13 protein-coding genes are annotated in these 15,064 nt (G+C 64.3%); 12 read left to right on the plus strand and 1 reads right to left on the minus strand.

What is annotated here, in order from left to right:
* Positions 1-252: 252 nt before the first annotated feature.
* The 11 genes from nrfA to C3418_RS19590 all read left to right on the plus strand — a co-directional run bounded on the left by nrfA (position 253) and on the right by C3418_RS19590 (position 12,601).
* Positions 253-1,698: an ammonia-forming nitrite reductase cytochrome c552 subunit gene (gene nrfA / locus C3418_RS19540; protein ID WP_103261921.1), complete on the plus strand. Its 1,446-nt coding sequence runs from the start codon at positions 253-255 to the stop codon at positions 1,696-1,698.
* Between the two features lie 51 nt (positions 1,699-1,749).
* The gene (gene nrfB, locus C3418_RS19545; protein ID WP_052815437.1) at positions 1,750-2,343 is read left to right on the plus strand and encodes a cytochrome c nitrite reductase pentaheme subunit; all 594 of its coding nucleotides are present in this window, start codon (positions 1,750-1,752) and stop codon (positions 2,341-2,343) included.
* Entirely contained in the window at positions 2,340-3,020 is a 681-nt protein-coding gene (locus tag C3418_RS19550) for a 4Fe-4S dicluster domain-containing protein (RefSeq protein WP_052815438.1), read from the plus strand. Before nrfB ends, C3418_RS19550 begins: the two co-directional genes overlap by 4 nt.
* 87 nt (positions 3,021-3,107) lie before the next feature.
* A complete protein-coding gene (gene nrfD, locus C3418_RS19555) occupies positions 3,108-4,061 on the plus strand; it encodes a cytochrome c nitrite reductase subunit NrfD (protein WP_052815439.1) in 954 nt (317 codons plus the stop codon).
* Positions 4,062-4,368: 307 nt separating this feature from the next.
* Complete coding sequence (gene nrfE / locus C3418_RS19560; protein ID WP_103261922.1) at positions 4,369-6,330, plus strand: heme lyase NrfEFG subunit NrfE; 1,962 nt, start codon at positions 4,369-4,371, stop codon at positions 6,328-6,330.
* Positions 6,327-6,914, plus strand: a complete 588-nt coding sequence (locus C3418_RS19565; protein WP_052815441.1) for a DsbE family thiol:disulfide interchange protein — start codon at positions 6,327-6,329, stop codon at positions 6,912-6,914. The genes nrfE and C3418_RS19565 overlap by 4 nt, the downstream gene beginning before the upstream one ends.
* The gene (nrfF, locus tag C3418_RS19570) at positions 6,911-8,101 is read left to right on the plus strand and encodes a heme lyase NrfEFG subunit NrfF (RefSeq protein WP_052815442.1); all 1,191 of its coding nucleotides are present in this window, start codon (positions 6,911-6,913) and stop codon (positions 8,099-8,101) included. Before C3418_RS19565 ends, nrfF begins: the two co-directional genes overlap by 4 nt.
* A 350-nt stretch (positions 8,102-8,451) precedes the next feature.
* A complete protein-coding gene (locus C3418_RS19575; RefSeq protein ID WP_029314613.1) occupies positions 8,452-9,372 on the plus strand; it encodes a serine hydrolase in 921 nt (306 codons plus the stop codon).
* A gap of 161 nt (positions 9,373-9,533) precedes the next feature.
* A complete protein-coding gene (locus tag C3418_RS19580; RefSeq protein WP_080768040.1) occupies positions 9,534-9,674 on the plus strand; it encodes a DUF2256 domain-containing protein in 141 nt (46 codons plus the stop codon).
* Positions 9,674-11,194: a cryptochrome/photolyase family protein gene (locus tag C3418_RS19585; protein WP_103859109.1), complete on the plus strand. Its 1,521-nt coding sequence runs from the start codon at positions 9,674-9,676 to the stop codon at positions 11,192-11,194. The genes C3418_RS19580 and C3418_RS19585 overlap by 1 nt, the downstream gene beginning before the upstream one ends.
* A 153-nt stretch (positions 11,195-11,347) precedes the next feature.
* Positions 11,348-12,601 (plus strand): D-amino acid dehydrogenase, encoded by a 1,254-nt coding sequence (locus C3418_RS19590; RefSeq protein WP_042882483.1) that lies wholly within the window; start codon positions 11,348-11,350, stop codon positions 12,599-12,601.
* A 79-nt stretch (positions 12,602-12,680) separates the two neighbouring features.
* Here the strand turns inward: C3418_RS19590 and C3418_RS19595 are convergent, their stop codons facing one another.
* The gene (locus C3418_RS19595) at positions 12,681-13,805 is read right to left on the minus strand and encodes an HPP family protein (protein WP_103859110.1); all 1,125 of its coding nucleotides are present in this window, start codon (positions 13,803-13,805) and stop codon (positions 12,681-12,683) included.
* A gap of 177 nt (positions 13,806-13,982) precedes the next feature.
* Here C3418_RS19595 and C3418_RS19600 point away from each other — a divergent pair.
* The coding region (locus C3418_RS19600; protein WP_103859111.1) for a glycosyltransferase family 9 protein at positions 13,983-15,064 on the plus strand (1,082 nt) is incomplete at its 3' end.

The raw sequence follows: 15,064 nt of genomic DNA on the forward strand, positions 1-15,064 counted from the left end.
CAGAAGGAGGCAATATCAATATGATGCACGGCGACAGCAGGGTGATGGTGGTGGTGTGTTTGGAGACAGCCAGTTTACCAGCACCCTGTCTGTCAACTTCCACTTCCCCAAGATCCCGCGAAGAACCTAAATACATGGGTTTTATTCACTAATAACAATTAATCGGCCTGCCTGCTCCTGCCTAGTGCGGGGGCTGATGCCCACATCCAGGATGGAACGGTCAGGCTTGGCAATGAGATCGATTTGGGAGTGATGATCGTGAGTTCACACAACAGACAGACCATGCTGGGCCTCGCCGCCCTGCTGCTTACCACCTGCCTTGGCACCAGCGGCTGGGCACAGGCGGCCGACGAGGCACAAAGCAAGGGCAAGATCGAGGCGCGCAGCGAGCTGTTCGCCAAGGATCACGCCGATCAGTTCACCAGCTGGAAAGGCACCAGCGAGAGCCGCGAGCGCACCGACGCCCTGGCGGAAGATCCGCAGATGGTGGTGCTCTGGGCCGGCTACCCCTTCTCCAAGGATTACAACAAGCCGCGCGGCCACTTCTATGCGCTGACCGACGTGCGGGAAACCCTGCGTACCGGCGCCCCCAAGACTGCCGAAGACGGTCCGCTGCCCATGGCCTGCTGGAGTTGCAAAGGCCCGGACGTGGCCCGCGTCATCGACGAGAGGGGTGAGGATGGCTACTTCAAGGGCATGTGGGCAAAAGGCGGACCGGAGATCGTCAACACCATCGGCTGCGCCGACTGCCACGACACCGCCTCGAAAGAGTTCAAGGAAGGGAAACCCGCCCTGCACCTCTCCCGTCCCTATGCCGACCGGGCCATGACCGCTATCGGCAAGCCGTTCAAGGAGCAGGGGCGCTTCGATCAGCAGTCTCAGGTGTGCGGCCAGTGCCACGTGGAGTACTACTTCAGCGGCCCCACCAAGGCGGTGAAATTCCCCTGGGACAAGGGTACGACTGTTGAGCAGATGGAAGAGTATTACGACGAGATTGGCTTTGCCGACTGGACCCATGCCCTCTCCAAGACCCCCATGCTCAAAGCCCAGCACCCCGAGTACGAGACCTGGCGCGCCGGCATTCACGGCCAGAACAACGTCGCCTGCGTCGACTGCCACATGCCCAAGGTGCAGAACGAACAGGGCAAGGTCTACACGGATCACAAGGTAGGCAACCCCTTCGATCGCTTCGATCAGACCTGCCGCAACTGCCACACCCAGAGCAAGGAGATGCTGCAAGGGGTGGTCAAGCAGCGCAAGGACGCCGTCACCGAAATCAAGCTCAAAGTCGAGAAGCAGCTGGTGCACGCCCACTTTGAAGCCAAGGCCGCCTGGGATGCCGGCGCCACCGAGGCCGAGATGAAGGACATTCTGCAGGACATCCGTCACGCCCAATGGCGCTGGGACTTCTCCATCGCCTCCCACGGGGTGCAGATGCACGCCCCGGAAGTGGCGCTGCGCATGCTGGGAACCGCCCTGGACAAGGCCGCCGATGCCCGCACCAAGCTGGCACGCCTGCTGGCCGCCAAGGGGATCAGCCACGAGATCGCCATTCCTGACATCTCCAGCAAGGAGAAGGCCCAGGCCGCTCTTGGCATGGACATGAAGCAGATGAACAGCGACAAGGCCCAGTTCCTCAAGACCACAGTCCCCGCCTGGGATGCCGAGGCCAAAGCGGCCGGACGGCTCGCACAATGACGAGGCATGCGGGCCCCCAGTGTCGGGCCCGCAGCCGGATGGAGGCTTCCTATGGGTGATTTAACAATGGATTTCTTACGACTGATGCTGATGGCAGCCATGCTGCTCACCAGCCTGCAGGGCCAGGCGGCCGATGCGGCAACCGCCCCGGCACCGACTACACATGAAGTGGAATTTCTGCGCAGTGCCGACAAGGCCTGCACCGACTGCCACAAGGAGCAGGTCGAAGGCATGCACGGCAAGCACGGCCAGGCGACCAACCCCAACAACCTGGCGCCGGTAACCTGCACCAACTGCCACGGTCAACCCTCCCCTCAACACCGGGAAGGGGTCAAGGACGTGATGCGCTTTAGCGACAGCTTCAATAACAAACAGAGTACCGAGAGCTACCCCATCGCCGAGCAGAACGGGGTCTGCATGAGCTGTCACGAGCCCAAAGTGCTGCGCGAGGCGCTCTGGGCCCACGACGTGCACGCTACCAAGCTCACCTGCACCAGCTGCCACCAGCTGCACCCGGCCAAGGAGCCCATGGTGGCGATTCCGGAGAAGTCCCGCATCAAGCTCTGCGTCGACTGCCACAGCAAGCAGCATGAGGTCGTCAAGGCGGCCAAGGCGAACACCACCTCGGGCAAGGAGGCACCATGAGCTGCTCTCGCCGTCACTTCATGGCGGGGATGAGTGCGGGGGCCCTCATCATGATGACAGGGCCGACTCGCTCCCTTGCCACCCCCCTCGCCCACAGCCAGACCATCGACGGGGTACGCTTTGGCATGATCCACGACGAGACGGCCTGTATCGGCTGTACCGCCTGCATGGATGCCTGCCGGGAGGTGAATCAGGTGCCAGAGGGGGTCTCGCGCCTCGAGATCATCCGCTCCGGCCCCATCGGCACCTTCCCCGATGCCGAGTACCACTTCTTTCGCAAGTCCTGCCAGCACTGCGACAACGCTCCCTGCGTGCACGTCTGCCCGACCGGTGCCTCCCATATCCGCAAGGAGGATGGCATCGTCGACGTCAACCCGGATCTTTGCGTCGGCTGCATGTACTGTCTGGCCGCCTGCCCCTATCAGGTGCGCTTTATCAACCCTGTGACCAAGGTGGCCGACAAGTGCGACTTTTGCCGCAGGACCAACCTGGCGGCGGGCAAGGAGCCGGCCTGCGTGGAATCCTGCCCCACCAAGGCGCTGGTGTTCGGCAATCTGGATGACCCGGACAGCCCCATCGCCAAACGGCTGGTAAAGGAGACCACCTATCGCTACAAGCAGGCACTCGGCACTTCGCCCAAGATGTACCGCGTGCCCAAAGGGGAGATAAAGTCATGACGATGCAAGAGGCATTTCACTTCCCTTCCCTTGTGTGGGGATTTGTCCGATCGCCATCTACCGCAGTAACAGAAGGAGGAATGGATCATGTTGCATGACGCATTTCACTTCCCTTCACTTGTCTGGGACTGGCCAATCGCCATCTATCTCTTTCTGCTCGGCATCTCCGCCGGGGCCACCAGCCTCTCGGTGCTGCTGCGCCGCAAGGGAGCCGGCAGCGAGAGCGGCATCATCAAGGCGACCGCCATTCTGGCGCCGGTGAGCGTGGTGCTGGGGTTACTGATCCTCATCTTCCACCTGGCCCGCCCCTGGACCTTCTGGAAGCTGATGTTCCACTACCAGTTCGACTCCGTGATGTCGATGGGGGTCATGCTGTTTCAGGTCTACATGGCGGTGCTGTTTGCCTGGCTGGCGGTGGTATTTCGGGCCGAGATCGAGACCTTGCGCAGTCACCTGCTGCAAGAGAAGTTCGCCTTTGTGGATGGTCTGATTGGCTGGCTCGCCCGCATCGAGCGGCTGCTGGCGCCGCTCTTGCTGCTGCTCGCCGTGCTCTTGGGGGCCTACACCGGCTTTCTGCTGTCGGCGCTCAAGACCTATCCGCTCTTGAACAACCCGGTGCTGCCGGTGCTGTTCCTCATCTCCGGCGTCAGCTCCGGCATCGCTTCCACCATCTTGCTGGCGGTCACCCTGTTCAAGGAGAACCATCACAGCCAGGGGGTGAGCTTTGTCCACCGCTTCGAGCGGCCGGTGCTGGCGGTGGAGGTGTTGCTGCTGGTCTGCTTCTTTACCGGCCTCTACTTCGGTGGCGGCCAGAAGGAGGCAGCCATGTGGGCCGCCATCGGCAGCGGCTTCTGGGCTCAGGTGTTCTGGCTCGGGGTGGTGGGCATCGGCATGCTGCTGCCCCAGTTGCTGGCCCTGCTGGCCCCCGCGCCGCTGCGGGCCAAAAACGGCTATCTGGTACTGGTCTGCAGCCTGACCCTGGTGGGGATCCTGCTGCTGCGCTACTTCGTGCTCTATGCCGGCCAGATGACGGTAGTTTAAAAATCGGTTCACGCTCCTGCTGCGAGGCCGTGATCAAGGCTCATGTGCTGCTCGGAATCCTCATGTATTCACATACACTCCGGTTCCTGCGCTGCTCTTTACCTTGCTGACAACCTCTCGCGACGGATAGTGAACCGGTTATTGAAAGCTGGGGATAAGCGCCAGCCGCCCTTCGGGTGACTGGCGCTTGTTTGTGGCGATGAGTTGTTGCGATTGGTTGTTGCCAGAAAGGTGGATGTTATCCCTCAGCGCCGGTACGGTGCAGACGCTGCGGCATAACATAGACAAATGATTGACTGGAGGTTGTGTGCTGGCGGAGCTCGGCTATCTCTCACTGTTGCTGGCGACCGGGCTCGCCCTGCTGCAAGGGCTGCTGCCCTGGCTGGGGCTGCGGCTCGCCTCACGCCCGCTGCTCGGCTGCGCAACACCGCTGGCCATCCTGGTCGCGCTCCTGTTGGTGGCCGCCCTGCTGCTGCTCGCCAGCTGTTTTGGCCAGGATGACTTCACCCTGGTCTATGTGGCCCAGCACGCCAACAGCGCCCTGCCCCTTGGCTTCAAGCTGGCAGCGGTGTGGGGCGGCCATGAAGGCTCCATGCTCTTTTTCGTCTTTGCGCTGGGGCTGTGGGGCGCCCTGGTGGCCCTTTGCTCCAGGCGGGTCGATCCGCTGATTACAATCCGGGTATTGGCCATCATGGGGCTGATCGTCGGGCTGTTTGGCCTCTATACCCTGATCTTCTCCAGCCCGTTTGACCGCCAGTTCCCGGGGCCGCTGGAGGGACGCGATCTCAACCCCATGCTGCAGGACATCGGCCTCATCATCCACCCGCCCCTGCTCTATCTCGGTTATGTCGGCTTTGCGGTCAACTTCGCCTTCGCCATGGCGGCGCTGCACTCGGGTCGGCTCGATGGCGCCGTAGCCCACTGGAGCCGCCCCTGGGCGCTCGGCTCCTGGGTCTTTCTCACCGCCGGCATCGTGCTGGGTTCCTGGTGGGCCTATTACGAGCTCGGCTGGGGCGGCTGGTGGTTCTGGGATCCGGTAGAAAATGCCTCCCTCTTGCCCTGGCTGCTCGGCACTGCCTTGCTGCACGCCCTGGTGGTGTGCGAGAAGCGCGGCGCTTACGGCCACGCCGTGCTGCTGCTCTCCATCTTTACCTTTTCGCTGAGCCTGCTCGGTACCTTCGTGGTGCGCTCCGGGGTGCTCACCTCGGTACACGCCTTTGCGGTGGACCCCAGCCGCGGCCTCACCCTCTTGTTGCTGCTCGGCTTGCTATTGACCTGCGCCCTCACCCTGTTTGCCCTGCGGGCGGACATTCGCGCCCCCTATGCCCGCTTTGGGTTGCTGTCAAAAGAGGGACTGCTCGGCGCCGCCATCCTGCTGCTCAGCGTGGCCTGCACCAGCGTGCTGCTCGGCACCTTCTACCCCATGGTGTTCCAGTCGCTCCATCTGGGTTCACTCTCGGTGGGCGCCCCCTATTTCAATACCATCTTCGTGCCGCTGGCCCTCTGCCTGATGGCGCTCATGACCCAACTGCCGCGCCTTCGCTGGCAGCATCTGGCAGCCCAGCGCCGCATCAAGGTGCTGCTCCCATGCCTGTTCGGCCTGCTGGGGGGCGCCTTGCTGAGCCTAGCCTATCCCGAGCCGCTGCGGGCAAGCTGGCTGGGGCTTGCGGCCAACGTGCTGAGCCTCTGGCTGATGGCCAGCCTGCTGCTCCCGCTCTTGCAACCGGTCGCCCTGCGCGAGCTCACCCTCAATCGGTTCGGCAGCCTGCTGGCCCACCTCGGGGTGGCGGTGTGCGCCCTCGGCATTGCGCAGGTGAGTCACCACAGTCAGGAGGGGGGCGCGGTACTCGCCGCAGGCCAGCCCTATCGGCTCGGCGCCTTCGAGTTTCGCTATGAGGGGAGCGAGCCGATCATCGGCCCCAACTACACCGCCCAGCGCATCACGCTTAGCGTGCACAAGGACGGTAAAGAGGTGGCGCGGCTCACCCCGGAGCGGCGTCACTACAGCGTGCGCACCATGAACATGAACGAGCCCGGCATCGCGTGGGGGCTGTTTGGCGATCTCTACGTGGTGCTTGGCGAGAAGATGGGACCCGGCGCCTATGCCATGCGGCTTCACTACAAGCCGCTGGTGCGCTGGATCTGGCTCGGCGGCCTGTTGATGATGACGGGCGGCGCCCTGCGCCTGCTCGCCCGCCGACCGCTGCTGGCTAACCATCCTGCGCCAGCGACCGCCCCCTCCCCTCGGCTTGAACAGGAGTCCTTATGAACGCCCGTCTGCGCCTGTTCGTGCCGCTCGTGCTCACCCTGGGGCTCGGTGCCCTGCTCTGTCTCGGCCTTGGCAACAACCCCTACAGCCAGGATGAGGCCGTCGCAGGGCGTACCCTGCCCGCCTGGCAGAGTGACGATCTGTTTGGCGGCGCCCCCATCCACACCGCGGCACTCAAGGGGGAGCCCTTTGTGCTCAACGTCTGGTCCAGCTGGTGCCCCAACTGCCGCGCCGAGCATTCGCTGCTGGGTGAGCTGGCCAGCGCCGTGCCCCTCTATGGCCTCAACTACCGAGACAAGGGAGACCCCGCCCGCGCCTGGCTCACCGAGGCGGGTAACCCCTATCGCGCCGTGCTGGCCGACCCCGACGGCCGACTCGCACTGGAGCTAGGCGTCTACGGCACGCCGGAGACCTATCTCTTCGCCGGCGACGGCACCCTGTTGACCCGTCATACCGGCCTGCTCACCCGGGAGATCTGGCAACGCCAGTTTGCCCCTCTACTTGCCGAGGCCCGCAGCAACACCGCTAGCCAGCCCGAAGTGGAAAGAGAAGTAGAGAAACAAGTGCAGGAGAGCAAGCCATGAGCCGTCTCGGCCACGCCCTGATCGCGCCGCTCTTGCTGGCCTTGAGCCTCGGGGCCCTTGCCAGCGGGGTCGACACCTATGAGTTTCGCCACCCCGAGCGGCAGACCCGCGCTCAGGAGCTGGCCCGCGCCCTGCGCTGCCCCCAGTGCCAGAACCAGAACCTGGTGGAGTCCAACTCCCCCATCGCCCGGGATCTGCGGCTCGAAGTCTACCGCTGGGTGGACGAGGGGCAGTCTGATGAGCAGGTGATCGCCCGCATGACGGAGCGCTTCGGCGACTTCGTGCGCTACGATCCCCCCTTCAAGCGCAGCACGGCGCTGCTGTGGGGCGGCCCCGCCCTCTTGCTGTTGCTGGCCCTCAATCGCCTGCGCAGGAGCCTGCATCGCCGGCAACCGGCGCGGGTGCCGCTTGTCGGCGACAGAGCCGAGGGGGTGCTCGCCCACGACCCCAGGGCCGAACTGAACCGGCTGATCATGGCCGAGCAGCAGGCGGGGCTTGCCCCCCACAGCCGCCTCTACCGGGAGCTGGAGCTGGCCCGCCTCGCCAACGCCACCCCAACCGCCGAGCAGGCCCTGCGCGAGCGGCTGGTAAGAGATCGCACCGCTCGTCCGCAGCTCTGGCTGCGCACCTGGATACTGCTTGGGGGCCTGCTGCTGGCGCTGATGGCCGGTATTTATGCTGGCACCGGCCGCTATCAGGCGTGGCTGGCTTATCAGTCGCGCCCCGATCCGCTGGCGGGATTGAGCCCGCGGGATCTGCAGGACAAGGAGCTGGGCGCCTTGCACCAGCGCCTGCAAGCCAACCCCGCCGATCTCGACGGCTGGGCGGCGCTCGGCCAGCTCTATCTCTATCGGGACGAGTACGACAACGCCCTGCTCGCCTACCAGCGTCTCGCCCTGCAAGAAGGGGGCGCCAGCGCTGCGACCCAGGCCGCACAGGCTACCGTGCTCTACTATCAGGCGGGCCAGCAGCTGACTCCCGAGGCAACCCGCCTGCTGGAGAGCGCCCTCAAGCAGGACAAAGGCGAGGTGAGCGCCCTGATGCTGCTCGCCTCCGATCACTTCCTGCACGGTCGCTACTCCCAGGCCATCGCCCTCTGGCAGCAGTTGCTGGACGAGGAGCGCCCCCGCATCAATCGGGCCGCGTTGATCCAGGCCATTCAGACCGCGCGGATGATGGGAGGATGACGCGGGGCAAAACGGCGATAATGCAGCGGGCCATCTTCCCTGCCGGGCGCCGTTTTTATCGCCATGGTCGCCATGAACAACCTTTTCATCATCCCAAGGCGCCGAAAGGTGCAAAAAGAGTCGTCATCTCGCCCCTCGCCAGCATATAGTGCGCCCCCGTAGTGGCGTGTCTGGCATGGCCTGACAGGCTTCTATGACTCCCTTTTGCGGGCCCAATAGCCCCGATGCGGGGGATTTCAAGGTGCGCTGGCCCATAAAATGGAAATATCCGGCCACCAGACGTTGTGAAGCGTCAATTACCGTCATATAACTTAGCCAAATGTCCCTGTGAGTCGTAGTAGAGTCAAATCATGAACCTTCGTCCTTTTCTTCCCTTGCTGCTCGGCGCCTTCCTCCTTCCCGCCAGCATGGAAAGCGCCCATGCCAACCCGTTTTCTGCGACCTCTTCTTCCACCAACAGCCTGCTCGAACCCCGCAGCAACCTACCGCTGAGATCCGATGCCTACGTGGTCGTCAACCCGAAAACCGGCGAGACCCTGGCAGAGCGCAACGCCAACCGGGTGATGTCCATCGCCTCCATCACCAAGCTGATGACAGCGCTGGTGGTACTGGATGGCAATCAGCGCCTCAACGAGACCCTCACCGTCACCATGGATGACGTGGACAGACTCAAGGGCACCGGGTCGCGCCTCGCGGTGGGCTCGCGTCTGAGTCGCGCCGACATGCTGCACATCGCCCTGATGTCCTCTGAAAATCGCGCCGCCTCCGCATTGGGACGGCACTACCCGGGTGGTCGCAAAGCCTTTATCGAGGCAATGAATGCCAAGGCCCGCATGCTCGGCATGTGGAGCACTCATTTCGCCGACAGCACCGGGCTCAACCCCCGCAACGTCTCCACCGCACACGATCTCGCCAAACTGGCTGCTGCCGCATCCACCTACCCGCTGATCCGCCAGTACACCGCCTCCGAGCAGCGTCTGGTACGCAACGGCAAGCGCCAGCTGCACTACCTCAACTCCAACCGCCTGGTACGGGAAGGAAGCTGGCCCATTCTGGTCTCCAAGACCGGTTATATCCGCGAGGCGGGGCGCTGCCTGGTGATGGGAACCCGGGTCAACAACGAGCCCGTGGTCATGGTGCTGCTTCACGCCAACACCACGGATGAACGGGTCGCCGATGCCAGAAAGATCAAGAGCTGGCTGGAAACCTCGGGCCGCATGACCCTGACGGCGCAGTCCACTCCCCAGCCCAGGCTCTTCAGCAGCCAGTAACGGCTACGAGAACAAGGGCCCCCGAACCGGCAGGTTCGGGGGCCTTTTTCATGAGTGGCAATCCCCCCCTGCTGCCTCTTTCTGCTCTCCCAGTGATCCCGACCGTATGGTGCTTCGTTAAGGAGGCAGAGAGAAATCAAGGGCATCAACAGGGCCACCACATGCACCTCAAACCCCATCTACCCGAGAAGATCTGTCCCGTCTGCCTTCGTCCTTTTGCCTGGCGGCGCAAGTGGGCCCGCTGCTGGCAGGAAGTGCGCTATTGCAGCGAACGCTGCCGTCGTCGAAAGGAGCACCCCTGATGGAGCTGCGCCTCATACTCGGGGATCAACTGAACGCAGGTCACAGCTGGTTTCGCACGCAGGATGCCGCTGTCTGTTACCTGATGGCGGAGCTGCGCCAGGAGACGGACTACTGCCGCCACCATCGCCAGAAGGTGCTCGCCTTCTTTGCCGCCATGCGCGCCTTCGCCGCCGCTCTCACCCAGGCGGGCCACCGGGTCTGCTACCTGACTCTCGATGAGAGCGCCCCCTGGCCCGATTTGCCGAGCTTGCTGGCGGCCCAGCTCGAAGCGCATCAGGCCGAGCGCTTCGCCTGGCAGAGCCCGGACGAGTGGCGCCTTGCGAGCCAGCTGACCCAGTGGGCCTCAGGCCTTGCCATCCCGACCGCTGAGGTGGACAGCGAACATTTTCTCACCCCCCGCGATGGCTGGCGACGCTACCCCCACAGCCGGATGGAGTTCTTCTACCGCGCCCTGCGAAAGCAGTACCGGGTGTTGCTCGATGAGCGCGGCCAACCCCTTGGGGGGCGCTGGAACTTCGATGCCGAGAATCGCGCCAAATTGCCGGCGAGCCAACCCATCCCGGCGCCCCTCACCTTTGCCAACGAGGTGAGCGACATCGATGCCATGCTGACCCGCCACGGCGTCGCCACCATTGGCAGTGCCGATGCCGACGCCCTGCCCTGGCCCGTCACCCGGCGCCAGAGCCGCGCACTGCTTGAACACTTCCTTGCACACTGTCTGCCCCACTTCGGTCGCTATCAGGATGCCCTGAGCGAGCGGGGCTGGAGCCTGTTCCACAGCCGCTTGTCGTTTTCCATGAACAGCAAGATGCTCCATCCCCTCGAAGTGATCCGCGCTGCGCAAGCTCACTGGCAGGCCAATCAGGCCACCATTTCCCTGGCGCAGGTGGAGGGGTTCATCCGCCAGATCCTCGGCTGGCGCGAGTTTGTCCGCGCCCTCTACTGGGAAAGGATGCCCGAGTATCGGCGCACCAACTTTCTCGGGGCCGAACGACCCCTGCCCGGTTTTTTCTGGAATGGAGAAACCAGCATGGCCTGCGTGCGTCACGCCATTCGACAGTCTCTGGAGCACGCCTATGCCCACCATATCCAGCGGCTGATGGTGACCGGCAACTTCGCCCTGCTGGCGGGGATCCACCCTGACGAGGTGGATGCCTGGTATCTGGGTATCTATGTGGATGCCATCGAGTGGGTGGAGCTGCCCAACACCCGCGGCATGAGCCAGTTTGCCGATGGCGGTCTGATGGGCAGCAAGCCCTACGCCAGCAGCGGCACCTATCTCGAGCGGATGGGCCACTACTGCAAGGGGTGTCACTATCAAGTGAAGGTCCGCAGCGGGCCGGACAGCTGCCCCTTCAACAGCCTCTACTGGCACTTTCTCTGGCGCAACCGGGACAAACTTGGCAACAACCCTCGCCTCGCCCTGCCCTACGCCAACTGGGATGGCCAAACCACAGAACAGCAGCAAGCCATCCTGACGACGGCAGAACATCATCTGCTCCACCTGGAACGGCTCTGAATCGACCGGATTTCATGCCAGAAAGTGAGTAAATGACAACATTGAGAGCCAGTTAACAAAATGTGAATAGCGATAACCACCAATGACATCGACACCAGTTGAATATCCTGTGGCGGCTGATTAAGGTGGAGGCCCCAGTCAAGGAGAGACAAGATGGACATAGTGGTACTCGGTGGTGGCGTGGTCGGTGTGACCAGCGCCTGGTATCTGGCCAAGGCCGGTCACAAGGTGACCCTGCTGGAGCGGCGCGACGGGGTGGCCCTTGAAACCAGCCATGCCAATGCGGGTCAGATCTCCCCGGGTTATGCCTCCCCCTGGGCTGCCCCCGGCATTCCCCTCAAGGCCGCCAAATGGCTGCTGCAAAAACACGCTCCCTTCACGGTGCGCCCCACCTCGGATCCCTTCCAGCTGCGCTGGATGCTGAAGATGTTCGCCAACTGCACGCCAGCGGCCTATGCCGTCAACAAGGGGCGCATGGTGCGACTGGCAGAATACAGCCGCGACTGCATGAAGCAGTTGCGGGGCGAGCTGGCGCTCGACTACGAAGGGCGCCAGCTCGGCACCCTGCAACTGTTTCGCAGTCAGGCGCAGCTCGATGCCAGCCAGCGCGACATCGCCGTGCTCGAGGAGTACGGCGTCCCCTATCAGTCTCTGAATGCCGACGGCTGCGAGGAGGTCGAGCCCGCCCTGGCAAGGGTGCGTGGCAAGGTGGTGGGGGGCCTGCGCCTGCCGGGGGACGAGACGGGGGATTGCTTCCGCTTCACCCAGGCCCTGGCGGACGAGGCCCGCAAGCTCGGGGTGAGCTTCGTCTTCAACTGCGCCATCGACGAGGTCGAGATCGCGAAGGGACGCGCCGTGGCGGTCCGTGCCGGCGAGCAGCGCTTCCAGGCCGACGCCATCGTCTGTGCCCTCGGCAGTTATGGCACCGGCTTCCTGCGCCCCCTCGGAATTGAGCTCCCCGTCTACCCGGTCAAGGGGTACTCCCTCACCCTGCCGATGACGGATGCCGAGGGCGCCCCGCGCAGCACCGTGCTGGACGAGACCTACAAGGTCGCCATCACCCGCTTCGACGAACGGATCCGGGTGGGCGGCATGGCCGAACTCTCGGGCTTCAACCTGGCGCTCAACCCCAGACGCCACGATACCCTGGCCATGGTGGTGAGGGATCTCTTCCCCCAGGGGGGAAATCTGGAGCAGGCCACCTTCTGGACCGGGCTGCGCCCCATGACGCCGGACGGCACGCCCCTGGTGGGCCCAAGCCCCATCCCCGGGCTCTGGCTCAATACCGGCCACGGTACCCTGGGCTGGACCATGGCGGCAGGATCGGGCCAGTTGCTCAGCGATCTCATCTCGGGCAATACCCCGGATATCAGCGACGAGGGGCTCACCCTGGCCCGCTACGGCTAGGCATTGGCCACCCGTCTGTGCAAGTCTGCGAAAGAAAGAGGGCGTGCCTGGCACGCCCTCTTTTTTCTTGCCCCCCTGGCTACGACGACACCGGGGTCGCCTCCTCGCTCGTCAGTCCGGGTTTCAGGGCCAGCGTGAAGAGCGCCGCCACCATGTCGGACTGGGTGATGATGCCCACCAGCTGCTCCCCCTCCACCACCGGCATGTGGTGCAACCCCCCGTCGGAGAAGGCCTCCACCAGGTCGTAGAGAGGCTGGTAGCGCCGCGCCGTCTGTACCTCCCGGGTCATCAGATCCGCCACCTGCTGCTGCTCAAGGGTCTCCTTCGCCCTCGGCTGGCGACCCGCCCGGTCGATCATCAGGTCGTGCAGGGTGATGATGCCGACCAGCCTCTCCCCCTCATCCACCACCGGCAGCGCCTTGATCTGGTGGTGGGAGAGCAGATGCCACGCTTCCATGGCGAGCGCCTGTGGCGTCGTCACGACGAGATCCCGCGACATCACATCCTGGCAACGCACCGTCCCCACTCGCCCCCGCAGGGCATGAAGCTGGGCCTCCTGCAGCAGCTCCTGCAGATCCTGGCGGCTGATGTCCAGCAGCTCCCCGTGTTTTTCCAGGGCAAAGTCGATGTCCTGGGTGGCGAGCCGGGCACTCGGCTGGGGATCCGCCGTCTGGTGGCGATTGGGCGCCACCTTGCCGCCATGGGGATAACGACGCCCCAGAGCGCGGTTGTAGATAAGTCCCAGACTCAGCAGCAACAGGGAGTTGAGCAGCACCGGCAGCAGCACGTAGCCGACCCCGAGCGCCCGGATCCCCTCGCCGCCGATGACGGCGGTCAAGGCCACGGCGCCGCCGGGCGGGTGCAGGCTGCGGGTGAGGAACATGGCGGCGATGGCCAGCATCACCGCCAGGGCCGAGGCGATAGCCATGTCCGGCACCAGGCTGGCACTCAATACCCCCATCAGGGCCGACACCCCGTTGCCCACAAGGATGGACCAGGGCTGGGCCAGGGGGCTGGCCGGGGCGGCAAACAGCAGCACGGCGGAGGCCCCCATGGGGGCGATGAGCCAGTGCACCTCGAGCCCCAGTCCCCAGCGGCACAGCAAGGCGGTGCCGAGCAAGCCGATGAGGGCGCCAAGGGCGCCGTAACAACTCTCTTTGACGCTGGTATTGGTCGATACCGGCAAAAAATCCCTGAACTGCATGGTGCTCCCGCGGACGATAACATTTATTTCAAATGCGCAATTCTAGCCACTTTCCCCCGTCCCACACCAGCCCCCCGCTCCGCCATGGCCATCATCCGCACGCTTTTTCCCTTCTTAACATTGTCTTAAGAGTCCGCTGGCACCCTTTACGCCATCCCAACACTGGAGCCCAACGGTATGACTCACCTCAACGATGCCCTGCGCCGCTTCGACGGCCAACGCCGGGTCTGGACGGCGGGACTGGAGCGAACCCTGCTCGGCTGGCTTGCCAGTCGCAGCGCATTGCCGCCCTCTTCGCAGGCACCCCGCCGGATCCTGGTCATTCGCAGTACCAACCGCATCGGCAACAACCTCTTCCTGCTGCCCTTCCTGCACCAGCTTCATCGCGCCCATCCCCACGCCGAGCTGGAGCTGGTGTGCAGCCCCACCGCCCTGCTCCCCTTCCTGGCCGATCTGCCCCTGCGGCACATTCATCAGATCCGGTTGCAGGGCAGACACCTGCCGGGCGCCCTCTCGGCACTCTCGCGTCTGCGCCGCCAGCACTACGACAGGGTCTACGTCCCCTTCGCCTCCAGTACGGATCACTTCATCGCCGCCTGGGTACAGGCCCGTGAGAAATGCGGCTTCGACGATGGCCACGGGGATCTCATCTTCCCGCGTCCGCAGACTGCGGACAGTGAGTGCCACTACGCCCACCAGCCCCTGCAACTGCTCGGCATACCGGGCAATCCGGTCGACCCCATCCCCCTTGGCAGCCTGTTGCAGGGGCCAAGCCCGGCCTTGAGTGCGCTGCGACGAGCCCATCCTGGCCGTCCCCTGATCGGCTTTTTCACCGGCGCCCGCAAGGGCAAGGGGCTCTCCCAGCCCCAGTGGCAGCGGTTGCTTGGGGATCTGCGCCGTCACAGCCCGGATGCCCTGCTGATCCAGCTCGCGGATCCCGCCGCCCCCGAGCACCTGCTCGGGGACGTGCACGTTTCCCTTGGCAACATGGGGGAGCTGGCCCGCTTCACGGGCGGCCTCTCCCTCTTCGTCAGCGCCGACACCGGTCCCCTGCACCTGGCTGCCGCCAGCGGTGTGCCCTGTCTTGGCCTCTTTACCCAGACCGACCCCGCCCGCTACGGGTGCCTGGGCGCCCAGCACCTCAATCTGGTGATCGAGGATCGCAATGCCATCCCCCTCGACCAACAGTGGCTGACCGAGGCGCTCGCAAGCGCCCCTCACCGGGTGACGATGTCGGTTTCCCCCACCCGCTACCTGCC

Source organism: Aeromonas sp. ASNIH8, assembly GCF_002919855.1.
In the GTDB taxonomy this organism is placed as follows: domain Bacteria; phylum Pseudomonadota; class Gammaproteobacteria; order Enterobacterales; family Aeromonadaceae; genus Aeromonas; species Aeromonas caviae.